This window comes from Pseudomonas sp. SWRI154, from assembly GCF_014268645.1.
GTDB lineage: Bacteria > Pseudomonadota > Gammaproteobacteria > Pseudomonadales > Pseudomonadaceae > Aquipseudomonas > Aquipseudomonas marvdashtae.
In genome coordinates this window covers 154,441-178,161 of the sequence record NZ_JABWQW010000012.1, presented here as the reverse complement: position 1 = coordinate 178,161, position 23,721 = coordinate 154,441, and the positions used below count along the sequence as shown (strand labels likewise).

The 23,721-nt window shown below is 59.9% G+C and carries 21 protein-coding genes; 6 read left to right on the top strand and 15 right to left on the bottom strand.

Annotated elements, in window-relative coordinates; translation table 11 throughout:
* Positions 1-114: 114 nt before the first annotated feature.
* Positions 115-1,161 carry a flagellar motor protein MotB gene (motB, locus tag HU806_RS13630; protein WP_186611873.1) on the bottom strand — a complete coding sequence of 349 codons (1,047 nt, stop codon included), beginning with the start codon at positions 1,159-1,161 and terminating at the stop codon, positions 115-117.
* A 3-nt stretch (positions 1,162-1,164) separates the two neighbouring features.
* Complete coding sequence (gene motA / locus HU806_RS13625; RefSeq protein ID WP_186611872.1) at positions 1,165-2,016, bottom strand: flagellar motor stator protein MotA; 852 nt, start codon at positions 2,014-2,016, stop codon at positions 1,165-1,167.
* Between the two features lie 167 nt (positions 2,017-2,183).
* On the opposite strand from motA, the gene HU806_RS13620 reads away from it, so the two are divergent.
* From HU806_RS13620 to HU806_RS13605, 4 genes are all read left to right on the top strand, one after another.
* Entirely contained in the window at positions 2,184-3,722 is a 1,539-nt protein-coding gene (locus HU806_RS13620; RefSeq protein ID WP_186611871.1) for an HDOD domain-containing protein, read from the top strand.
* Positions 3,723-3,764: 42 nt separating this feature from the next.
* A complete protein-coding gene (locus tag HU806_RS13615; protein WP_186611870.1) occupies positions 3,765-4,580 on the top strand; it encodes a rhodanese-like domain-containing protein in 816 nt (271 codons plus the stop codon).
* 19 nt (positions 4,581-4,599) lie between these two features.
* Positions 4,600-5,460 (top strand): archaetidylserine decarboxylase, encoded by an 861-nt coding sequence (asd, locus tag HU806_RS13610; RefSeq protein WP_186611869.1) that lies wholly within the window; start codon positions 4,600-4,602, stop codon positions 5,458-5,460.
* Between the two features lie 125 nt (positions 5,461-5,585).
* A complete protein-coding gene (locus tag HU806_RS13605) occupies positions 5,586-7,349 on the top strand; it encodes a cyclic-di-GMP receptor FimW-related protein (protein ID WP_186611868.1) in 1,764 nt (587 codons plus the stop codon).
* 177 nt (positions 7,350-7,526) lie between these two features.
* Here the strand turns inward: HU806_RS13605 and serB are convergent, their stop codons facing one another.
* A complete protein-coding gene (serB, locus tag HU806_RS13600) occupies positions 7,527-8,741 on the bottom strand; it encodes a phosphoserine phosphatase SerB (RefSeq protein ID WP_186611867.1) in 1,215 nt (404 codons plus the stop codon).
* A gap of 133 nt (positions 8,742-8,874) precedes the next feature.
* Between serB and HU806_RS13595 the strand changes: the two genes are divergently transcribed.
* Positions 8,875-10,392: an AhpA/YtjB family protein gene (locus HU806_RS13595; protein WP_186611866.1), complete on the top strand. Its 1,518-nt coding sequence runs from the start codon at positions 8,875-8,877 to the stop codon at positions 10,390-10,392.
* 112 nt (positions 10,393-10,504) lie between these two features.
* On the opposite strand, the gene HU806_RS13590 is transcribed toward HU806_RS13595, so the two are convergent.
* The 7 genes from HU806_RS13590 to HU806_RS13560 all read right to left on the bottom strand — a co-directional run bounded on the left by HU806_RS13590 (position 10,505) and on the right by HU806_RS13560 (position 18,647).
* A complete protein-coding gene (locus HU806_RS13590; protein WP_186611865.1) occupies positions 10,505-11,209 on the bottom strand; it encodes a PqiC family protein in 705 nt (234 codons plus the stop codon).
* Between the two features lie 178 nt (positions 11,210-11,387).
* Positions 11,388-13,652, bottom strand: a complete 2,265-nt coding sequence (parC, locus tag HU806_RS13585) for a DNA topoisomerase IV subunit A (protein WP_186611864.1) — start codon at positions 13,650-13,652, stop codon at positions 11,388-11,390.
* Positions 13,653-13,662: 10 nt separating this feature from the next.
* Positions 13,663-14,184 (bottom strand): retropepsin-like aspartic protease family protein, encoded by a 522-nt coding sequence (locus tag HU806_RS13580; RefSeq protein ID WP_186611863.1) that lies wholly within the window; start codon positions 14,182-14,184, stop codon positions 13,663-13,665.
* A complete protein-coding gene (locus tag HU806_RS13575; protein ID WP_186611862.1) occupies positions 14,181-15,167 on the bottom strand; it encodes an esterase-like activity of phytase family protein in 987 nt (328 codons plus the stop codon). The genes HU806_RS13580 and HU806_RS13575 overlap by 4 nt, the downstream gene beginning before the upstream one ends.
* Positions 15,167-17,071 carry a DNA topoisomerase IV subunit B gene (gene parE / locus HU806_RS13570; protein WP_053181455.1) on the bottom strand — a complete coding sequence of 635 codons (1,905 nt, stop codon included), beginning with the start codon at positions 17,069-17,071 and terminating at the stop codon, positions 15,167-15,169. The genes HU806_RS13575 and parE overlap by 1 nt, the downstream gene beginning before the upstream one ends.
* A 41-nt stretch (positions 17,072-17,112) precedes the next feature.
* Complete coding sequence (locus HU806_RS13565; protein WP_186611861.1) at positions 17,113-17,721, bottom strand: YqiA/YcfP family alpha/beta fold hydrolase; 609 nt, start codon at positions 17,719-17,721, stop codon at positions 17,113-17,115.
* 566 nt (positions 17,722-18,287) lie between these two features.
* Complete coding sequence (locus tag HU806_RS13560) at positions 18,288-18,647, bottom strand: DUF6124 family protein (RefSeq protein ID WP_186611860.1); 360 nt, start codon at positions 18,645-18,647, stop codon at positions 18,288-18,290.
* A gap of 355 nt (positions 18,648-19,002) precedes the next feature.
* Between HU806_RS13560 and HU806_RS13555 the strand changes: the two genes are divergently transcribed.
* On the top strand, positions 19,003-19,212 hold the full coding sequence (locus HU806_RS13555) for a DUF2158 domain-containing protein (protein ID WP_186611859.1): 210 nt from the start codon (positions 19,003-19,005) through the stop codon (positions 19,210-19,212).
* Between the two features lie 73 nt (positions 19,213-19,285).
* On the opposite strand, the gene HU806_RS13550 is transcribed toward HU806_RS13555, so the two are convergent.
* From HU806_RS13550 to HU806_RS13530, 5 genes are all read right to left on the bottom strand, one after another.
* Positions 19,286-19,927, bottom strand: coding sequence for a hypothetical protein (locus tag HU806_RS13550; protein WP_186611858.1), 642 nt, complete (start codon positions 19,925-19,927; stop codon positions 19,286-19,288).
* The gene (locus tag HU806_RS13545) at positions 19,928-20,908 is read right to left on the bottom strand and encodes an ImmA/IrrE family metallo-endopeptidase (RefSeq protein ID WP_186611857.1); all 981 of its coding nucleotides are present in this window, start codon (positions 20,906-20,908) and stop codon (positions 19,928-19,930) included.
* A 722-nt stretch (positions 20,909-21,630) separates the two neighbouring features.
* A complete protein-coding gene (gene cpdA, locus HU806_RS13540) occupies positions 21,631-22,446 on the bottom strand; it encodes a 3',5'-cyclic-AMP phosphodiesterase (RefSeq protein ID WP_186611856.1) in 816 nt (271 codons plus the stop codon).
* Positions 22,447-22,545: 99 nt separating this feature from the next.
* Positions 22,546-22,998, bottom strand: a complete 453-nt coding sequence (locus HU806_RS13535) for a DUF1249 domain-containing protein (RefSeq protein ID WP_003186471.1) — start codon at positions 22,996-22,998, stop codon at positions 22,546-22,548.
* Entirely contained in the window at positions 22,989-23,606 is a 618-nt protein-coding gene (locus HU806_RS13530; RefSeq protein WP_186611855.1) for an NUDIX domain-containing protein, read from the bottom strand. Before HU806_RS13530 ends, HU806_RS13535 begins: the two co-directional genes overlap by 10 nt.
* Between the last annotated feature and the right edge of the window lie 115 nt (positions 23,607-23,721).

The window sequence follows — 23,721 nt, the reverse complement described above, 5'->3', positions numbered from 1 at the left end:
CCTTTATTTTTTACATTCCAGAAAAGCAAATGCCCCGACAAGTCGGGGCATTTGCTTTACGCCGCCGCAAACTGCGTTTTCACACAGTCTGGATGATGTCGGCTTTTTTGTGGGTCACTGCGCTGGCGGTTCCGTCGGTTTCGGTGCGGCGTCATCGAACAGGTTCAGGCGCTCGCGCACTTCATGAGCCTGCACGGGCTGCTGATCCGCCGGCAATGCGTTCGGATCAGCGGCCGCACCAGGCGTGGCTGGTGAAGCCGGCACTTCCCCCGGAGCCCCCTCACCCGCGGCTGGGTCTGGCGCCGGATCGTCGGTCTGCGAACCTTCGATGGCTTTCTGCGCCTTCTTGGTCAACACCACGATATCAATACGCCGGTTGACCGGGTTGAACGGATCCTTGCGATCGAACAGCGCCGAGGACGCGTAACCAACGACCCGCGCCACTTGCTCGTCCGGGTAGCTGCCCGCCACCAGGGCGCGCCGCGCTGCGTTGGCGCGGTTGGCCGAGAGCTCCCAGTTACCGAAGTCGCCTTTGCCAACGTACGGCTTGGCATCGGTATGACCGCTGATACTGATCTTGTTCGGCACCGCTTTGATGGTGTCGGCCATAGCCAGCAGGATGTCTTCGAAATACGGTTTCAGCCGCGCGCTGCCCGAGTCGAACATCGGCCGGTTATCGGCGTCCATGATCTGGATGCGCAGGCCGTTCGGGGTGATCTCGAAGAGAATCTGGTCCTTGAATTTCTGCAGTTCCGGGTTCTCTTCGACCTTGTTCTGCAATTCTTGCAGCAGCAACTCCAGGCGCTCGCGCTCGACCTGCTCGGCCATGCCTTCGGCCTCATTGGCGTCGACGGTCGCCTTGTCGGGCTGAGGCTGCGACTTGACCTCGGGATTGAGCGTATTTTCCGGCGCGAGGACAGGCGAGCCGCCCAGATCGATAATGTACGGCGTGCCGCTCTCGGAAAAACCGACCGGATCCTTGAAGTACCCGGCGATAGCGATCTTCTGTTCCGGGGTCGCGGTGGACAGCAGCCACAGCACCAGGAAGAACGCCATCATCGCCGTCGCGAAGTCGGCAAAGGCGATTTTCCAGGCACCGCCATGGTGTCCGCCGGCAATGCGCTTGATGCGCTTTACAATAATCGGCTGGTTATTTTCCATGACTTAACGACCGCGAACCGCTTGTTCCAGCTCGGCGAAGCTTGGACGATGCGCCGGGTACAGGACCTTGCGACCGAACTCCACTGCCAGGGACGGTGGCATGCCCGAGGCGGAGGCCACGAGCGAAGCCTTGATGGCCTCGTAGACATTGAGCTCTTCCTTGGCGTCGTGGGCCAGGGAATGGGCCAGCGGGCCGAAGAAGCCATAGGCGGCCAGAATACCGAAGAACGTACCTACCAGCGCCGCACCTACGTGCAGGCCGATGGACGCCTGATCCCCTTCCCCCAGGGAAGCCATCGTCACCACGATACCCAATACCGCCGCGACGATACCGAAACCGGGCATGCCGTCGGCGATGCCGTTGACCGCGTGCGACGGATGTTCCAAGTCTTCCTTGAGACTGTACAGCTCCATGTCGAACAAGCCTTCGAGCTCATGGGGCGCCATGTTGCCGGACGACATGATGCGCAGGTAATCACAGATGAACGCGGTCATGCGCTCATCCTTCAGTACGGTGGGGTACTTGGCGAAAATCGGGCTGGAGGCGGCGTCTTCGATATCGCCCTCAATCGCCATCATGCCTTCACGGCGGCTTTTGTTGAGGATCTCGTAAACCAGCCCCAGCACTTCCAGGTAGAAGGTGTGGCTGAAACGCGAGCCGAACATGCTCAAGGATTTCTTGAGCACGTGCATGGTCATATAGCCAGGGTTGGCCTGCAGGAATGCGCCAAGGGCCGCACCGCCGATGATCAATACCTCGAAAGGCTGGATCAGGGCTGCGATCTTGCCATGGGAAAGCACGTATCCGCCGAGCACGCTCGCGAACACGACAATGATGCCGATAATTTTAGCCATAGGTAGAAAGTACTTATTTAAGTCGGGTTCAAGGTCATATTCGGAAGCTGAAAAATCTCTTCTTCTACTTATCGGCAAAACTGCGCCAGACTATAGCCAGTTCTGGCGAAAAGCCAATTTTGCCCCGTTCCGGGCGTTGATACCTCATGTGAAGATCGCGTCTAGTCATGGCTAACGAAACGAAGGTTCCAACTCCGCGACCCACCACGCTCGAAGGCTGGGTAAAGCTGCTCGAAGGCATCCACCTGCCGGTGCCCCAGGCCAGTCATGACCTGGTTTGCAAGGCGATTGCCGACAGCCGCCGCTCGTTGCGCGACATTGCCGAATTGATGCAGGGCAGCCCCGCCCTGGCCCTGAGTGTCATCCGCGAGGCTAACCATCACACCCACGGTACCCTGGCGGAACCGGCGGAAAATCTCGAGGTTGCCATCAACCGCCTCGGCCTCAAACGCACCGAGGAATTGCTCGCCCGCCTGCCCTCGTTGCCGGAACATGAAATTCCCGTGGTGCTGCGCCAATTGCAATTGATCAGCCAGCACGCCTCGCAACAGGCCAACGGTTTTTTCGCCAACCGCCTGGCTCGGCTGTGGCAGGACATCCATTGGGGCAGCCTGTTATTTCTCTCGCCGCTCTGGCCACTGGCCCTGACGCACCCGCGGCTGCTGGGTGAGTGGGAGTTGCGGGTGGTCCATAAAGGCGAGCCAGCCGACCGGGTCGAGCGCGAACTGTTCGGCGTCAGCCTGCTGAAAATCTGCCTTGCGCTGGTGGAGAGGTGGCGCCTGCCGGCGTGGGTGATGCAGGGCTATCGTCTGTTGCTCAACGAGCGCCGCGAACTGATCAAAGTGCTGCGCATCGCACGCGACAGCGATCACCCGCTACGCCAGCAGAATCGGCTGGACGACGATCCAACCCTGCGGCGCTGGCTCAACCAGCCCGCCAATACCGTATTGCTGGCCAACGGCTTGGCGCTGGCGGCGCAACAGGCTTGGGACAGCCCGTCCAGCGCTCGCTGGCAGTACCTCACAAGCCTGTATCTGCAAATCCCAATGGACGAGCTCCAGCAGCAGCTTCATCAACAGGCTGTCACCAGCGCCCGCCAAACTGCCATGCCAGACCTCTGGCATCCCGCTGTGGCGTTGATCTGGCCCTGGGGCAGCCGCCGCGTTCACCCGGGCTTGCTCCCGGCCGCGCCGCCCAGCGCCGAAGACCTGACTCAATGGCGCAAGCAATGCGCCGCACTGTTGGTGGAACCCAGCCCCTTCAGCAATGCCATGCATCTGACGACCTCGGCCCGCGACGCTCTGGTGGCGTGCGGAATGCGCCGGGTCATGATCTTGATGGCCGACCGCAGCCAGACCAGCGTGCGCGTGCATCAGACCGCCGGCCTACCCAAAGAGGCGGCGGCGATGAGTTTCTCCATCAGCCAGAGCAAGGTCCTGCAGCGGCTGCTGGCCCAGCAAGCCCAGGTTCGCTTGAACCCGGAGAACAATGCGCAGTACTCGGCCTTGCTGCCGCCGGGCCTGCGCAGCCTGTTCAAGGGCGAGCACTTGCTGTTGCGCTCACTGACCTGCAATGGCCGGGTGATCATGTTGGTCGCGGTGGACCAGGGTGGCGGGCCGTTCTCGGACGTGACCGTACAGGCCTTCGGCAAAACCTCGCAATGCATCGAAAGGGCCCTGCACAGCTTTACCAACCGTGGCCGCTGAACTTGGTACAATCTTTTCCCTTTGCGCCCCAGGAGACCTCACATGCCTGACTTCTCTGGCTTGCCGCTGGTAATCGAGCCAAACGAGCTGCTGCCGCGCCTCGATGCTGCCAATCTGATTCTGGTGGACCTGACCAGCGCCGCCCGCTATGGCTCCGGACACATTCCTGGCGCGCGCTTCATCGACCCCAAGCGCACGCAACTGGGCCAGCCTCCGGCGCCAGGCCTATTGCCGTCCGATGCCGAGTTGGAGGCACTGTTCGGCGAGCTCGGCCACAACCCCGATGCGACCTACGTCGTGTATGACGATGAGGGCGGCGGCTGGGCCGGGCGCTTTATCTGGCTGCTGGACGTGATTGGCCATTCGAACTATCACTACCTCGATGGCGGTTTGCTGTCCTGGCTGGACGAGGGCCTGCCAGTCTCCACTGAAGTTCCGGCGGCAGTCGCGGGCTCGGTAAGCCTGACCCTGCACGAAGCACCCACCGCCACCCGCGAATATCTGCAAAGCCGCCTGGGCGCCAGCGACCTGGCGATCTGGGATGCGCGCGGCCCGCTCGAATATTCCGGCGAAAAAGTCGTTGCGGCCAGGGGCGGACACATCCCTGGAGCAATCAACTTTGAATGGACCGCAGGCATGGACCCGGCGCGCAACCTGCGTATCCGCAAGGACATGCCACAAATACTCGAACAACTGGGCATTACGCCTGACAAAGAAGTCATCACCCACTGCCAGACTCACCACCGCTCTGGCTTCACCTATCTGGTGGCCAAGGCGCTCGGTTATCCGCGAGTCAAAGGCTATGCCGGTTCCTGGGGCGAATGGGGCAATCACCCTGACACCCCCATCGAGCTTTGAAGATTTTTAAGGACAGTTAATGAAAAACCGCTTGTTCATCCTCTCCCAGTACCTGCTGCCGCACCATTTGCTGTCGCGGCTGGCCGGCTGCATCGCCGAGTGCCGAGTGCGCTGGTTCAAGAATGCCTTCACGGCCTGGTTCGCCAAGCGCTACCAGGTGGACATGTCCCAGGCGCTGGTGGAAGACCTGACGGCTTACGAGCACTTCAATGCCTTCTTCACTCGCGCCCTGAAAGAGGGAGCGCGCCCTCTGGACGACACCCCCGGCGCGATTCTCAGCCCTGCCGATGGCGCCGTCAGCCAGCTCGGCCCGATCGAACATGGCCGGGTGTTCCAGGCCAAGGGCCACAGCTTCAGTGTGCTGGAGCTGTTGGGCGGTGATGCGGCCAACGCGGCGCCGTTCATGGGCGGCGATTTCGCCACCATCTACCTGTCGCCCAAGGATTATCACCGCGTGCACATGCCGCTGGCCGGCACTCTGCGGGAAATGGTCTATATCCCCGGGCGAATCTTCTCGGTCAACCAGACCACTGCCGAAAACGTTCCGGAACTGTTTGCCCGTAACGAGCGCGTAGCCTGCATTTTCGACACTGAACGCGGCCCGATGGCCGTAGTGCTGGTGGGCGCAATGATCGTGGCTTCTATCGAAACCGTTTGGGCCGGGCTGGTAACGCCACCCAAGCGCGAGTTGAAAACCTTCCGTTACGACGAAGCCGCCCGTGCACCGATCCACTTGGAGAAGGGTGCCGAACTGGGCCGATTCAAACTGGGTTCCACCGCTATCGTGCTGTTTGGCCCGGACCAGGTGAAATGGGCCGAAGACCTGGTTGCCGGCTCGCCGGTGCAGATGGGCCAAGGCTTGGCGCTGCCCAAGGCCTGATCATCGACCAGGTGGGGGCTAGGCCTGTCGCTCCCACCTGGCACCCGACATCGGACGCGCCTTTTCGCCCATAGCTGCTAGAGTTGAAACATCCCCTTCATTTCCCGCCGGAGTCAGCCCACGGCATGAATGAGACCAGCCCTCTCCAGCTACTGCGTGTTTCGACACCGACCCAGTCGCGCCTGTCCTTTTGCGATGCCACGCCTCGCGACCTCAAGCGTTGGATTGCCAACCTGCCCAAGGCCAACATCGGCGAAACCGCCCGCCTGTTGTATCAGGCGCTCGGCGAGCTGAACCAGCTGCTCACCCCCAGCGAAAACCGCCTGCAACTGCTCGAACTGCTGCGGCCCGAGGTTTATTACGTCTGCAAGCACCTGGAGCGACACTTCCTGCAGCAGGCCATTGTGCTGGACGACCGCTCGCGCAAGATCGTCAACCTGTGCCAGGCCCTGCAAACCCATCTGGCGATGGGTTACAAGCAAATAGTCGTACGCCTCTCGCCCAAGTTCACCAAGGATCGGGCGCGCGTGCTCGGCACCGCACTGCAACGAGCGCTACACGCCCTCGACGGCAACCTGCTGCGCGCCGGCCAGCTGTACAGCCCGGTGCCCGAGGGACTTTGGCTTGATTTGCACCAGCTGTACCGGATTGCCTGCCAGCACAAGTTGCAACACCTGAGCGTCAGCGATGAGCTGGCCAGCCAGGTTCATCAGTTGAACGCCGAACAGACCTACGTCGTCGCCCTGCTGCTAGGCGCCTCGCGCAGCAATCAGTTGCGCCAGAGCCAGATCGCGCGACTGGCCGAGGTACTGGAATCGTGGAGCCAGTGGGTCAAGCTGGACCCGCCCGCCAGCGCTGCCACCAGCCTTTTCGCCGTCGCGCCGCAACTCGATATCGGACCGCGGTATCGCTCCAAATTCCGCGCCGAGCAGCAACCTAGCCTGCAAGGTTTCGATCTTGAGCCGTTGGTACGCGCGATTACCACCCATCTGGCGCACCCTGTCGAATCATCGCTGCCAGTACCTTCCGGCATGAGTGCCGACACCCTGCACCACCTGCAAGCCGCCTGGGGCGAGGCCGTCGAGCGCAGCTTCCAGCGCACCGAGGGCAACGGAACGCTGACGTTGTGCGTGGGCATGAGCGCGCTGCATTACTACCTTGGAGGAGAGCGTTCCTTCAGCGAAATCCTCAAGAATCCAGCGACACGCAAGGCCCGGTTCGAGGCCTCGCCGACCAGGAAAAACGACACTTGGAGCCAGGCCTTCGACGCCGCGCCAGCCGGTGACAGCGAGCTGCTGCCCTACGAAGAAATCGAGTACCCGGTCAATCCGGCCGATGACGACAGCACCAGCTCCGACAATCAGCATCACTTTCCAACCTACGACCTGCCCATCATCAATCACAGCCCGGGCGGTTACTGCCTTGGCTGGCCGAAAGAGGTGCCGGAACAATTGCAGGCAGGGGAGATGGTCGGCATTCGTGACGCCAACGACCAGACCTGGAGCATCGCCGTGGTGCGCTGGATTCGCCAGGTACGCAATGGCGCCATGCAGATGGGCATCGAGCTGGTCGCGCCCCACGCCCAGCCTTGTGGGTTGCAACTGCTCCGCGAACAGAGCGACCAGGGACATTACCTGCGAGGATTGTTACTGCCCGAAATCAGCGCCATCGACCTGCCGCCCACCGTTATTGCCCCACGCCTGCCTTTCCAGGAAGGCCAGCAAGTATTGATCAATACCGACGGGCAGGCACGTCGTGCCGGCCTGGATCGCCGAGTCACCAGCACCCACAGCTTCAACCAGTTTGCCTACCGCCAGGAGGATTCGGGCACGGCCGGGGATGGCGGCGCACAAGAAGGGGATTTCGATTCGTTGTGGAAGTCGCTCTAGAAAGCGACCAGCTCCCGTGGCGAGGGAGCTTGCTCCCGCTGGGCTGCGCAGCGGCCCCAAACCGAGCGACACGGTATACCTGAAGTAACGCGTCGCCTGGATTACGACTGCTTCGCCGTCGAGCGGGAGCAAGCGCCCTCGCCACAAGAGCGTATGCCCTGGAAATTGATGCCGGGCTCAAACCTGCCCGTCGCGGTCCCTGAAGCCCAGCAGATACAGCACCCCATCCAACCCCAAGGTTGAAATTGCCTGCCTGGCCGACTGCTTGACCAGCGGCTTGGCCCGGAACGCCACGCCGAGCCCGGCGATGGCCAGCATCGGCAGATCGTTGGCTCCGTCGCCTACGGCGATGGTCTGCTCCAGGCGCAGGCCCTCTTTGGCGGCCAGTTCACGCAGCAGATCCGCCTTGCGCTGCGCATCGACGATCGGCTCGACCGCCACGCCGGTCACCTTGCCATCCATCACTTCCAGCTCGTTGGCAAACACGTAGTCGATACCGAGCTTGGCCTGCAATTGCTTGGCAAAATACGTGAAGCCGCCCGACAGAATCGCGGTCTTGTAGCCCAGGCGCTTGAGTTCGGCGAACAGGGTTTCAGCGCCTTCGGTCAGGCGCAGGGAAGCGCCGATGGAATCCAGCACGCTCACATCCAAACCTTGCAGCAGCGCCAGGCGCTCCTTGAAGCTGGCCCGGAAATCCAGCTCGCCAGCCATGGCCCGCTCAGTAATGGCCGACACCTTGTCGCCGACGCCGGCAGCCTTGGCCAATTCGTCGATCACTTCGGCTTCGATCAGCGTCGAGTCCATGTCGAACACCGCCAGGCGGCGGTTACGGCGAAACAGCGAATCTTCCTGGAACGCGATATCGACGTTGAGCTCCTGGGCCACGCTGAGGAATTCAGCACGCAACGCCTGGGGATCGGCAGGTTCGCCGCGCACGGAAAATTCGATACAGCCCTTGCCTTGGTCGGCCGGGGTGTCGAGCGGCATGCGCCCGGACAGCCGGTCGATGTGGTCGATGTTCAGGCCATATTTCGCCGTGATCGAACTGACGCGCTGCAATTGCTCGGCGGTGACTTTGCGAGTCAACAGCGTCACGATGTGCCGTTTCTTGCCCTGCCCGGCCACCCAGCTCTGGTAATCGGCTTCCGATACCGGTGTGAAACGTACCTGCTGGTCAAGCTTGTAGGCGGTAAACAGAATGTCCTTGAGCACCGACTTGCCCAGCTCGGTGTCCGGGATTTCAACCAGGATGCCGAACGACAGCGTGTCGTGGATCACCGCCTGACCAATGTCGAGAATGTTCACACCACCCTGGGCCAGGACGCCGGTAATGGCCGCAGTCAGACCCGGACGGTCGCTGCCAGTGATGTTTATCAGGACGATTTCGCGCAAGGCGCACCCCCGCAGGTGGAAAAAAACCGCATTCTACCCACATTCAGTGACCATCGGGCACCGCCAGTGCTTTGCCGGTCATGGGGCTATCGCTATACTGCGCGTCAATTTCACGGACAAAGAGCCGAGCTCAGTGAACCGGCCCACGCCAGTCAAAACCGACAATTTCTTCCTGCTGATCTTCCGTGCACTGCGCCATCGTCGCGTGCCGATTGCATTACGCATTGCCAGCCATAACGTGATCCTGGTCGCCCTGGCCCTGGTCATCTATGCCTGCGTGATGGGTTTGCAGTTCAAGCAGGCCATGCACGAGCAGGCTGATGCCCTGGGCGAAAGCCTGACCACCCAGACCGCCACGTCTGCCACCGAGTTGCTGGTGTCCAACGACATCCTCAGCCTCAACGTGCTGCTCAACAACCTGACCAAGAACAAACTGGTCGCCCACGCCGCCATCTACAGCGTGGACAATCGCATCCTGGCGGAGGCCGGCCAGCGTCCCAAACCGGGCTTGCTGGGTGAAACCGGTGGCATGTACCAGAGCAAGATCACGTTCCAGGACGTGACCGCCGGTCAGCTGCGCATCAGCCTGGACATGGATCAGTTCCAGCAACCGATGACCATCAGCCTGCAGAGCATGGGCATTCTCAGTGCGATATTGTTGGCACTGGCACTGGCCTTGAGCCTGCGCCTGGGACGGCATATTTCCACGCCGCTGCTGCAACTGCGCGTCTGGCTGCGGGACATCGACGAACACACGCCCGCCACCCAGCGCCAGGACGAAATTGGCGACCTGGCCCGGCAACTTCACGCCAGTTTCGCGCCGGAGCCTGAGCCCGTGCCGGAGCCCGAAGACCTCGACTACGTCGATGAGGACGATGCCGAGCCGGGATTTGAAGTGCGCAACCTGCGGGACCCTGGCTTTGACGAAAGTGCGCCGATGCCTGCTTCCCGCCCTGTGCCGCGTCATGTGGTGCGTACGGTTGAAGACGATGAAGACGACGATGCCTTCGCCGACTTGCGAGACGAAACGGTCGCCGACGCGCCTCAACCGATCGCCCGCCCTGTCGCCTCGAACCTGCCACAGCACAGCGCCGTACTGGCCGTTCAACTGGGCGCCCAGGATCAATTGCGACGCCTGCCCCAGGCCCGCCTGAAGGAGCTGCTCGAACGTTATCGCGACTGCCTCGACCAGGCGGCATCGCTTTATCAGGGCGAACTGCACACCTTGAACGACGGCAGCACGCTGATGCTGTTCCACACCGAGGACAGCGGCGACGACTACCTGACCAACGCGATCTGCTGCGGTGAATTGCTGCGGGCATTGGGTCATCAGTTGCAGATCGAGGTTGCCGACAGCGGCATCACCTTGCAACTGCAATTGGGCCTGACCCTGGGCGATGGCTTGTTCGGCCTGAGCCAGATCGACCTGCTGTTGACCGAAACAGCCCAGGACGCACTGGCCCTCTCCCAACACAGCCGCAACCTGCTGCTGGTGGAGCGCAAGATCAACGACGACGCCCTGATCCGCCAGCGTGCGCGCATCCGCCCCATCGCCAGCCCCGAAGGCGCCTGCTGTGTAGAGCGATTGATGGAGCCGTATCCGTCGATGCTCGAGCGGCAACTGGCACGAATGCATGAGCGTCAGGCCTGAGCCTCGGCATCTGAAATAACGAAGCCCGCTGACGAGTGATCGCCAGCGGGCTTTTTATATAAACAACAAAGCCCGCATCAATGCGGGCCTTGCTCTGTATCCGGTCCGGCTATCAGAACCGGAACACTTCCATGTCCGTACGAATCGGCAAGGCCATGGGAATCTTGTCCTTTTCCTTCTCAACCGGTTTTGCTGGGGCGGGAGCAGCCTTGCGTGGGACCTCTGCGATAGGCGGCTGGTTGGCCAGCGGCTTGAGCGACACGGACAATTGCTCGGCCAGGCGCTGCAAGAGCACGCCTTGTGCCTGGACCTGCGCAGCGGTGGAGCCAGCGTGCTGTTCTTGCAGATGAACTATGCGGTTTTCGCGAACCTTGCCGCGACGGTCGATCAGTCGCCACTGGGCATCGAGGACCGCTGGCTGGGATTCGCCTGAGTCCAGCCGGGTGATCGACAGCAAGACCTGAACATCTGGGGAGAATCCCTGGGTAGCCGGGGCCAGCACTACGCGCTGACTGTCCAAATGGCCCGCAACCTGGCGCAGCAACAACTGATCGATGTCGGAAGACAAGCTGCCAGCCCAGCGTCCATCGGTGGCGGCCTGCAGGCTGCCGTCTGGCTGGCGTTGCAATAGGGTTTCACGCTGAAGGTAATCAGCAATCAGCACCGGGCCGAGCAATACGGCCATGCCTGTGCTTTGCGCAGGCTGGGCCGGGGTGCCGCTGTCCAGTTGGTACAGCGACACCGGCTGGTTCATGCTGCAGCCCGCCAGGCCAAGCAGGCCGGCAAGCCACAAAATAGGAAGGCGCAGAGCAGTCATCGTCTCGTCCAGGTGGCGGCCACAAGGCTTACCACAGTGAAAAATACTCGGTCATTATGAAGAACGCTCGGCCACGCCGGCGCTTGAAAGGGCCTATCATCCGTGAATATGCGTTCCGACTCCAGCGCCAAAGTGCCGGTCTGCGGCTTTTAATCGCAGACCAAGCCCTCTAGCACGCTTAATTGAGGTTTTCGACGAGCAGTGCATCCACCCGCTGAAAACCCCTTGGAAGCTTGTTGCCCCGCCGACCGCGTTCACCTTTGTAATGCTCAAGATCGTCCGCTTTCAGTGAAAGCGTACGCTTTCCAGCCTGCAGCACAAGCGTGGCACCCTCCGGTATCACTGCAATATCCGTGACATATTCCTCGCGACTCGCCACCCGTTCGCCGGAAATACCGATTATCTTGTTGCCCTTCCCTTTACCGAGCTGTGGCAGGTCGCTGATCTTGAACACCAGCAGCCGGCCTTCTGTCGTCACCGACGCCAGCCAATTGTTCTCCCGATCGATGACTGGGCGAGGCGCAATGACCTTGGCGTTGTTCGGCAGGCTCAACAACGCCTTGCCCGCCTTGTTCTTGGCTTGCAGGTCCTCACCCTTCACGACGAACCCGTAACCGGCGTCCGACGCGATAACGTACAGCCCGTCATCATCAGGCATCAGCACGCATTCAAAAGTTGCACCCGGCGGCGGAGTTAATCGTCCGGTAAGCGGTTCGCCCTGGCCGCGAGCCGAAGGCAAGGTATGGGCCGGCACCGAATAACTGCGCCCGGTTGAGTCGATGAACACCGCGAACTGGTTGGAACGTCCCGGCGCCAGGGCCTTGAAGTTGTCCCCGGCCTTGTAGGAAAGCCCGGCAGCGTCGATGTCGTGCCCCTTGGCCGAGCGCACCCAGCCTTTTTCCGACAACACAACCGTCACTTTCTCGTTGGGCAACAGATCATGTTCGGTCAGCGCCTTGGCTTCGGCGCGCTCGACAATAGGCGAGCGGCGGTCGTCGCCGTAGGTTTCGGCGTCCTTGAGCAGTTCGGTGCGTACCAGTTTCTTGAGCTTGGCTTCGCTGCCCAGCAGGGCTTGCAGCTTGGCCTGCTCCTTGAGCAATTCATCCTGCTCGGCGCGCAACTTCATTTCTTCCAGGCGCGCCAACTGCCGCAGGCGGGTATCGAGAATGTAGTCGGCCTGGATTTCGCTCAGGGCGAAACGGGCGATCAGACTGGCCTTGGGGTGCTCCTCGGTACGGATGATGTGGATCACTTCATCCAGGTTGAGGTAGGCAATCAGCAAGCCGTCCAACAGGTGCAAGCGACGCTCGACTTTGTCCAGGCGAAATTGCAAGCGCCGGCGCACGGTCTTGACCCGGAATTCCAGCCATTCCACCAGCAAGGCCCGCAGGTTTTTCAGCTGCGGCTTGCCGTCCAGGCCGATGATGTTGATGTTGACCCGGTAGCTGGACTCAAGATCAGTGCTGGCGAACAGATGCTGCATCAGCGCGTCGTGGTCGACCCGGCTGTTGACCGGAATGATGACGATGCGGCACGGGTTCTCGTGGTCGGATTCATCGCGCAAGTCGGCCACCTGCGGCGCTTTCGACGGTTTTGCCTGCATCATTGCGGCAATCTGTTCCAAGACCTTGGCCCCGGACACCTGATGCGGCAGCGCCGTGACAATGATGTCGCCGTCTTCGATGTGATAAACGGCACGCATGCGCACCGAACCACGGCCGGTCTCGTAGATCTTCAGTAGATCGGCGCGGGGAGTGATGATTTCCGCTTCGGTCGGGTAGTCCGGGCCTTGGATATGCTCGCAGAGCTGCTCAACCGTGGCTTTCGGCTCGTCCAGCAGACGCACGCACGCCGTGGCCACTTCCCGCAGGTTGTGGGGCGGCACATCAGTGGCCATACCCACGGCGATACCGGTGGTGCCATTGAGGAGGATATTCGGCAAACGTGCCGGCAACACCAAGGGTTCGTCGAGGGTACCGTCGAAGTTCGGTCCCCAGTCCGCGGTGCCCTGGCCCAGTTCGCTGAGCAGCACTTCGGAATAACGCGACAGCCGCGCCTCGGTGTAACGCATGGCCGCGAAGGACTTGGGATCGTCCGGCGCACCCCAGTTGCCTTGCCCATCCACCAAGGTGTAGCGATAGCTGAACGGCTGGGCCATCAGCACCATGGCTTCGTAGCAAGCCGAATCGCCGTGGGGGTGGAATTTACCGAGCACGTCACCGACGGTCCGTGCCGACTTCTTGTGCTTGGAGTCAGCGTCCAGCCCCAACTCACTCATGGCGTAGATGATCCGCCGCTGAACCGGCTTGAGTCCGTCGCCGATGTGCGGCAAGGCGCGGTCCATGATCACGTACATGGAGTAATTGAGGTAGGCATTTTCGGTGAAGTCAGCCAGCGACCGGCGTTCTACGCCGTCTAAGCTGTCTGCAAGAATGTCGCTCATGCGGGCCTCATCAGTTCGTTGTCTGGCGCAACAGCATGGTGCCGTCGCGCTGGGTATATTCAAGTTTGTTCAGGGCGCTCATGCCCAGTAGCACCTGCGTGCCACCCAGGCCTGGCGCCACCAGGGCGCGGACATCGCGCAAGACGATGTCACCCAATTGCAGCCGGTCGATGCGGGTGCGATAACCTTCGCTCAAACCGTTGGCGGTGCTCAATGTCACGCCAAAACCTTTTTCCAGCTTCAGCCGCTCGGCCAGTTCCTGCGGGACCGCCACATCGGTGGCCCCGGTGTCGAGCATGAAGTCCACCGGCTGGCCGTTGATCTGGCCGCTGGCGACGAAATGCCCCTGTTTGTTGCCGACCAGCTTCACCTCGATAAACCCTTCGCCCTTTTGCGAATACACCTCTGTGTTGGGATTGTGCTCGCGCTGCTCCCACTGGGCGAAAAACCGCGTCGCCAGAAACAGCGCCGCGCACCAAGCCACGATCATCAGCACCCGGCCGGCGCGCTTGCCCGGCGGTTGCTGGTTCATGGCGTGGCACTCCAGCCATCGTCCGGCGCGGCGAAGCGCCAGATGATCGGCCGCTCTTCGCCATCGGCCCGCACACCATCGTTGTTGTCCAGCCCGATCCATGCGCCGTTGGCGTCCACCACGAGTGCTTCGGCCAGCCCGAAGGGTTGCGAGAACCGACGGTTTTCCTGCAATGCCTCTGCGGCGAAGGACCAACAACGCTCAACCTTGGCAGTCTGCGGGTCACGCCGACAGACCTGATAGGCATTTCGCTCCAGGGTAAACAGCTTGCCGTCGAACAACGACAGATCGGCGAAATCCCGCGACACCGCCTTCGGCTTGGAAAACTGCTCGGGCTGCATTTCCTTTCCCGCTTCGCTCAGCAACACACAATTGCCATCGCAATCCCATACCGTCTGCTGACGCTTGATCAATGACAGGCCCCGACGCTCGCGTTCGGCCGCCAGCCAAAGCTGGTCACCGGCGGGGTTCACGGCCAGGCCTTCGAACAGTGCGTTGAAATGCAATAGCATACCGCTGCCCCGGGCCTGACGGATCAAGGTCGGGGCGATTTTCAGCCAGGACGCCGCTCCAATTGGCGGCACGAGTAGCACGGCGGCATGGGACTCGCTGACCAAGTAGCGATTGCCGGCGCTGTCGCAACTGATGCCTTCGAAATCCAGCTCGCCACCGCGCAGAAAAGATGCCGCCCACGTCCGCGAGCTCAAGCCCCAGGGCAAGCCGCTTTCCGGCACCTGCGGCACTTCGATAGCCACCGCTTCAGCCTGCCAAACCGACCTATCGTCGGGTTTCAGGCGGTAGATTTGGTCATCGTCGCGATCGGACACGGTCCACATCTCGCTGCCGCACAGCGCAAGCCCGGACAGGTTGCCGCCGCGCAGGCCATCGACGACGTGCTCGGACACCAGCTTCAATTCCGGCGCGGGCCCTGCAACTACTACCCCCGTCCACAGCAACAATCCCAGGGCGAACCCGTTGCGCATCAGGCCAGGACCTCGGCCAGGTCCCCTTTGGATTCGAGCCAGGACTTGCGGTCGCCGGCGCGTTTCTTCGCCAACAACATATCCATCATTTCCGAGGTCGCCTCGAAATCATCCAAGGTCAACTGCACCAGGCGGCGGGTGTTCGGGTCCATGGTGGTTTCGCGCAACTGCGGCGGGTTCATCTCGCCCAGGCCCTTGAATCGGGTGACCTGCGGCTTGCCACGTTTCTTCTCGGCCACCAGGCGATCGAGGATACCGTCGCGCTCGGCTTCGTCCAGGGCGTAGTAGATTTCCTTGCCCAAATCGATGCGATACAGCGGCGGCATCGCTACATAGACGTGACCGGCGTCCACCAGCGGACGGAAATGCTGGACGAACAACGCACACAGCAACGTGGCGATGTGCAGGCCGTCGGAGTCAGCGTCGGCGAGGATGCAGATCTTGCCGTAGCGCAGCTGGCTCATGTCCTCAGCGCCCGGATCGACGCCAATGGCCACCGCGATGTTGTGCACTTCCTGGCTGGCCAGCACTTCGCTGCCGTCCACTTCCCAGGTGTTGAGGATCTTGCCCCGCAGCGGCAGGATCGCCTGGAACTCCTTGTCCCGCGCCTGCTTGGCCGAACCGCCGGCGGAGTCACCTTCCACCAGGAACAGCTCGGAACGCATCGGGTCCTGCCCGGCGCAATCGGCGAGCTTGCCCGGCAATGCCGGCCCTTGGGTGATGCGCTTGCGCTCGACCTTCTTGCTGGCCTTGAGACGACGTCCGGCGTTGTTGATCGCCAGCTCCGCCAGGGCCAGTCCGGTTTCCGGATTGGCGTTGAGCCACAGGCTGAACGCGTCCTTGACCACCCCGGAAACAAACGCCGCCGCTTCACGGGACGACAGGCGCTCCTTGGTCTGGCCGGAGAACTGCGGTTCCTGCATCTTCATCGACAGGACGAAGGCGATGCGTTCCCAGACATCTTCCGGCGCCAGCTTCACACCACGGGGCAGCAGGTTGCGGAACTCGCAGAACTCGCGCATGGCATCGAGCAAGCCCTGGCGCAAGCCATTGACGTGAGTGCCGCCCTGGGCCGTGGGGATCAGGTTGACGTAGCTTTCCTGAACGCTTTCGCCGCCTTCAGGCAGCCACAACAGCGCCCAGTCCACCGCCTCCTTGTTACCGGCCAGACTGCCGCAGAACGGCTCGTCGGGCAGGCGCTCGAAACCGCTGACCGCGTCCACCAAGTAGGAGCGCAGGCCGTCTTCGTAATGCCATTCGACTTTCTCGCCGGTGGCCTTGTCCTCGAAACTGACCAGCAGCCCCGGGCACAATACCGCCTTGGCCTTGAGCACATGCTTGAGGCGGCTGACAGAAAACTTCGGTGAATCGAAATACTTCGGGTCCGGAGCGAAATACACGCTGGTCCCGGTGTTGCGCTTACCGACAGTGCCTACCACTTCCAGCTCGGTGGCCTTGTAGCCGTCGGCGAACGTCATCTGGTATTCATTGCCGTCACGCTTGACCCGCACCCGCACCTGGGTCGACAAGGCGTTGACCACGGAGATACCCACCCCGTGCAAACCGCCGGAGAACTGGTAGTTCTTGTTGGAAAACTTGCCGCCGGCGTGGAGCTTGGTGAGGATCAGCTCGACGCCCGACACGCCTTCTTCAGGGTGAATGTCCACCGGCATGCCGCGACCGTCATCGCTGACTTCCAGGGAATGATCGGCGTGCAGGATGACCTGCACCGACTTCGCATGCCCGGCCAAGGCTTCGTCGACACTGTTGTCGATGACTTCCTGGGCGAGGTGGTTCGGCCGACTGGTGTCGGTGTACATGCCGGGGCGCTTGCGCACCGGGTCGAGGCCCGAGAGGACTTCGATGGCGTCTGCGTTATAAGAGCTAGCGCTGGGAGTGGCCATGGGGTCTCGTCGTCAGTGTTCAATGAAAAAGGGGCGATGGCTCACAGCGACGTGAAGTCGATCGCCTGGTACAAATCGGCGCCAATGCCGGCAAAACTCAACAGTGCCGGCAACTGCTGGGCAAACCCTTGGAAACTGTGGTCGCCGCCGGCCTGGATGCGCAAGGCACAGGCGCGGTAATACTGCTGGGCGTGGCGATAATCCAGCGTTTCGTCACCGGTTTGCAACCATACCTGAAACCGCTGCGGATCCTGGGGCGCCGGCACTTCCAGCTCGGCCAGGGCCGTCACGTGGTCGTGGGTCAATTCCCAGGTTTCGTCGGTGTATAAATTCTTCTGCGTGCCCAGGTAGCCGTCGAACATCCGATGCGGGCTCACGGCAGGATTGACCAACAGGGCTTTGAGCCCGTGGCGCTCGGCCAAGTGAGTCGCATAGTAGCCGCCGAGCGAGCTGCCGACCAGCAGCGGCCGCTCCAGTTCTGCAATCGCCTGTTCCAGCTGACCGATGGCTTGGCGGGGGTGGTGGTGCAAGGCGGGCACCCGCAACTGGTTGCTGAGGCCAAGGCGTGCCATCACGTCGACCAGTTGGCAGGCTTTGGTCGACGCTGGGGCGCTGTTGAAGCCGTGGATATAAAGGATCGAACCCGACATTGCCGACTCCCTGGGTGTTGGGCAAAGGCCGGAGTTTACAGGGAGTTTGTGGAGGTTTGGGGATGATATGACTGGCATTGGGATAAACACAAAACCCTGTGGCGAGGGGATTTATCCCCGTTCTCCTCCGGTCGTACCCCGAACCTATTGTGCGAGCTTGCTCGCGATGGCGGCCTGACAGCCGGCCAGTATTTTGTTGACGGCATACATATCCGTTGCTGCGGTAACGGCCACTTAGGGTTCCGCCCTGACGGCGGGTCACTTTTGGAAAGAGCGCCAAAAGTAACCAAAAACGCTCTGCCCCACCACTCGGCACCTCGCCTAGGCTCGGTGTGCCCTCACTCCGGCATTGCTCCGTGGGCCCGCCGCGAAGGACCATCCATGGTCCAGCGCGGCTATCCCGGCATCCATGCCGGGATGCCCACTGCGCAATGCCTGCGTTCGGCCAGCGTGGTTAACGGGGCGCCGAGATCAACGTCCACCGCGAGGCGGCCTTATAGCCGACCTGGTTTTGGTGGGATTGCGTTTCTCCTGTGCGAGCTTGCTCGCTTCTGCACGCGGTGTGATCAGGGTTGTGTATTGACGTTGTCCAGCATCCGATTCGCCAATAAAGCGCCCAGCTCGATCAGTTGCTGAATGCCAAGGGCAACATGGCGTCGCGAGCCTTTCAGGTCGAAGGCTAGGTCGCTGACCATGGCATCGGCTGAGGCCAGGGTTTCGCTGAGGTTGGCCAGCAGGCTTTCGGTGTCGACGCCGTCCACGACGGTGAACAGTTGACCTGAGGGCTTTTTCTTTTTGGCTTGAGGTTTGGGGTCAAGATAGTGGTCGATGGCGCGCTTGGCGGCTTCATCGAGGATCGGGGGAATCTGGCTGGCTTCGGGAGAAATGGAATCGTTTTTTGTTGGCCCAGAGTTATCTTCAGACATGTTGGCGCTCCACTAGGATTGAAATAACGCCCTTCTACTTTCGGGTTTCCAGGCCCGGCCGCTGAATTTTCAGCGACGGGAAAATACTAGCGATAACCCTTCCCACCCGGCAACCGCCAGAGCTCGTCGGAAAAGTCAGCTTGATTCAGAAAGCGTGTCCGAGCATTCCTACAATTTCTTGTCGGCTGCCTGACCCCGCCTCATAAGCGCTTAAATTAAAATGATACTGAAAAACAACGGAGCCACTCAGCAGACCAGCGCATAGTAATAAGCCTTACCAAAAAGCCTAGCGGCATGTTGAAATACCAATCCTAAGCTATGATGATATTTCATTAACACTCTCAGGAGCAGGACAATGTCGAAATTTGCGAGCGGCGACGTCGTTACATTGAAAAGCGGCGGACCGAACATGACAATTAAGCACATGGAAGAGGACTTAGGGGACGTAATAGGTGTTCAGATCACATGCACATGGTTCGACAAATCAAAAGAACTACAGCATGCGATATTTGGCGAAAACATGATTGAGAAGCCTTCAGGACCACCAATGCCATTCTCTGTTTAAAGCGAGTATATAAACCAAGTAATCCTTTTGAATACTTAATAGTTCTCTTAAGGATTGCCGCACCCGCAGGTTATTAAGGCTTTATGAATTGAACAATTGGCGCCAAGTAGTGAGAAAGACACGCGAGAGAATGGCACTCATCACGCCCCATACCGAAAGCCATCCTTAGAACCTTGTCATATTTTTCTGCAGCCACATGGACCTGCGCCCGTACGAGCTTCGTATTGATGTGTGAGAAGCCATATATTTTAATCGCCTTCAAAATGATCGATTCGACACATTCCACGCGCTGCGTAAGTATCTGTTTTGCTCTTTCTGATTGCGACATCAAGATACCCACAAGCGCACGCTTGTCACCCGTGCTAAACAAGTAGGGTTGTTGATTTTGATAGAGTGCAAATGCATGCATCAACAGCAAAAGCTCGCCATCATCAACGCTATCAATTTGAAGCAATTCGTCTAAGAAATCCAAGTCCTCTTCCGCCGCTCCAAGTACGCGACATGACTGAACGAGATTGCAAAGCCGATCATAGGATTTGTAACAGCCGACCCGCTTGGATACGCATTTCTCTACGTCATTCAAATATAAAGAATGCTTAGCACTATCTAGAACGTAACAATCACCTAACCCGCTCTGAAACACTGCCAAAGCTTCCTCAATTAAATCGCACTGAGAAAGCTTCACTAGTATGTCATTATCAGTGAGCAAGATCATTTATGCGATCAATTTCCGCAGCAGGTGCTCACTATCATCTTTGAGGTTATCTTGAAGCTGTCGAAAGACAAAATCTGAAACCATAGCCTGATCAGTACTTTCTCCTGCAATAAGATTTGCAGCAGACACACACAATGGAAAAAGGCGCTTGTTGTTATGGGCGCAATTCAAAACAATATGGGTAGGATCAATTCTATGCTCGCTGCCATACTGGATGGCTTGCCGCGCCAGCGCAGGCGCTTTGATCAACTGCTGAAGCGTTAGATTTCCGTGAGCATTACCAGTCAATAGCTGGATAGCAAACCGATCCGCTGCAAGCTCGTCGGCGTCTTTATCTTGATCATTATCTTTTTTGATTTCGTCATCAACAATCGTTCCATTTGCACCGACATGCCCCAAGGCAATATGCCCAAGTTCGTGCGCCAAATGGAAAAGTAAAAAACCGCTTTTCCGATTATTAGAAAGTACTATAGATGGCCGGCCATTGATGGCCATCGCGATACCATCCATTTTTCGACCGAGCAGAGGCGTAGCCAAATGAATGACTGGAATACCAACACTCCAGCAATAGTCGAGCAATACGGACAACCCCACCCAAGGAGCCCCTGACGAAAGCAGGTTCTCGCGAATCGCAGAGGCATCCGGGGGAGGCGGAACAAATTGAGTATCGAGAGCAGACAGTGCCAGACGCGAAGCACTACGAGCCAAAGCTACCGCTAAGTTCACATCTGCCTCAGAGGTTTTGGCAGATTTTTTAAATCGTTTATCCGCCGGCAAATCAAACTCAACCCGGGGAGGTGTCTCGCTGAATGGACGCATCCGTAGGCTTAACGCTTTGGCCAAATAAATCTTGGCTTGCTGCGCGCCCGACGGTGACGTTTCTATCTCATCTGTCCACCAGTCGGGCAGCAGAAGAGCGAGCTTTCTTTTCGAAATGCCCTGCTTGTCTAAGGCGGAGTAAAGATTCTGAACTGTAGTCATAGACCCTTCCTCCCTAGAACGGCATCACATGATAAAAAGGTAGCTCAAGCGGTTGGACCTCATGTCTTGCCGCAAAAGTCACGGGACAGTATAGATTCTTTGTAGCTGTTGCAAGTTATCCACAGGCAAGGACCATGCTGCTCGTCGGAGTCATCCCGAAAAACTTCGGAAGACCGCTCCCTCAAGCGGTTCAATATCGCAGAATTCGCAACGACGCGAAGAGGTTAGCGAGAACCCTTCCCACCCGGCAACCGCCAGAACTCGTCGGAAAAATCTACCTGAATCAGAAAGTGTGTCCGACCATTCCCACAAAGCTTGTTCGGCTGTCAGCCATCGCAAACAACCTCAATGAAGGAACACTCCCCCAAAAACCAGGTCGGCCCTAAGGCCGCCTCGCGGTGGACGTTGATCTCGGCGCCCCGTTAACCACGATGGCCGAACGCAGGCATTGTGGAGTGGGCATCCCGGCATGGATGCCGGGATAGCCGCGCTGGACCATGGATGGCCCTTCGCGGCGGGCCCACGGAGCAATGCCGGAGTGAGGGCATGCCGAGCCTAGGCGAGGCACCGAGTGGTGGGGCAAAAGCGTTTTGCTCACTTTTGACTGGGCCGGCTTCCGGGCTTCTCAAAGTGAGACGCCGTCAGGGCGGAACCATAAGCCGCCATTACCGCAGCAATGGATATGTACCCGGGCCGGTAACAAGCGAAAGGCCGACCAAAACTCAGTACCCGTTAGACCCATAGTCCGGAGTAAAAGCAAACCCAACCAACCGCTCAACCCCCGTCTCCAACCGCCCATCCGGCAAGAGCCGCAACCACCGATACCCCGGCGCCTGCGAGCCCACCGCAAAATCCTCACTCCCCGGCTCAAACTGAATACACGTCGAAGGCGAAGCCAACAACCGAACCCCCTCGCGCATCTGGTCGATCTCCTGATGCACATGCCCCCATAACACCGCGCGCACCTGGGGAAACCGATCCAACACCGCAAACAACGCCTCCGGATTACGCAACCCGATCGGCTCCATCCACACACACCCAATCGACACCGGATGATGATGCAGACACACCAGATGATGCCGCTCCGGCGCCTCGCTCAAGGCATTGGCCAACAGAATCAACTGCTCCTCGGCCAAAAACCCCGGCACCGAACCTGGCACGGCGGAGTCGAGCATCGTCACCCGCCAATTGCCAATGTCCACCACCGGATCGAGCAAAGTGCTCTTGACCGCCGCCTCAAGCATCACCTGCGGCTCATCATGGTTGCCGGGAATCCACCGCGCCGGCGCATCGATTCGCGCAGTCAGTTGCCGAAACGCCTCATAGGATTGCAGCGTGCCGTCCTGGGACAAATCGCCCGTGGCGAGCATCAAATCAAGATTCGGTTGTTGCTGGAGCACCAAGTCAACGACTGCCCGCAAACTGTCACGGGTGTTCATGCCCAGCAACGAGGCATCGGCCTCGGCGAACAAATGGCTGTCGGACAGTTGGACCAACAACACCGCATCGGCCGTGGTCAAGCTGGATACGCTCGGCAAATCGCTTTCTCCCAGGCGCAATCACGCCGTTGCATGAAGCCGCAATTATGCTGGGGGACGATCGAAAGGGGAAACCCGCGAACCGGAACCGGTTCACAACTACCGTACGACTTCGAACTCGTGGCCCAGCGCCAGGCAATGACTCAGCCACTCACCCAGGAACAGGTTCAACTGGGCTTTTTCGTCCGGCTGGTGCATTGACGCATTGGGATAAGGATAGATGCCACGAAAGCGTCGTGCATGTTCGGCGCTGACGACTTCGGCCATGCGCGCGTCGTGATAGACCTGCACTTCCAGTTGCGGCACCGGCAACCAAGGCAGGCTGTGCTCCTGACGGACCTGCAAGGTGGTGGTGTAGGGACAGGTCTGTAGCACTTCCAGGGCCAGCACGCCGAGCATCTGGTCGCCGTGGGTCACGGCGATTCGGCGCGGCGCCGGGTCGTTGCGCATGTCTGGCAACAAGCGCATCAAGCGGGCGTAGTTAGCCTCGCAGGCGGCCTGCAACCCCACCAGATCGACGCGATAGCGGTCGCGCAGCTTGTTCAGGACCATAGCCCCCTCACTTCATCGCGATTCAAGGCCAGCCATTGCAAGGCAATAATGCTGGCCGCGTTGCAGATACGCCCGTCGCGCACTGCTTGCAGCGCGTCTTCGAAAGCCCAGGTCTTTACGCGGATATCTTCGCCTTCGTCCTCCAGCCCATGCAGGCCACTTGCTCCAGCGCTGTCGCAACGCCCCAGGTAAAGGTGCACGAACTCATCGCTGCCGCCCGGCGAGGGAAAATATTTGGTCATCGGCCAGAGCGCCGCGAAGACAAGCCCAGCTTCCTCCTGCGCTTCGCGATGAGCAACTTCTTCCGGTTGCTCGTCCTTGTCGATCAGGCCTGCCACCAGTTCCACCAGCCACGGATTGACGCTCTTGCCCATGGCGCCGACGCGAAACTGCTCGATGAGCACCACTTCGTCGCGCTGCGGGTCATAGGGCAGCACGCACACCGCGTCATGGCGCACGAACAGCTCGCGGCTGATTTCACGGCTCATGCCACCGGCGAACAACTCGTGGCGCAGGTGCACGCGGTCGAGCTTGTAGAAACCCTGGAAGCAGCTCTCGCGCTTGACGACCTCTACGGCGTTCGGTGTGGCATTGGCAAAATCAGTCATGACAGTCCTCGTTTACAGTGGATCGATGCGAGGTTCCGGCCTCGGCTTCGCGCCATCCTAACGCGCCCGTACCGTTTGATGCAGCCCCTTTCCGGTCATCGGGATAGACGGCTGC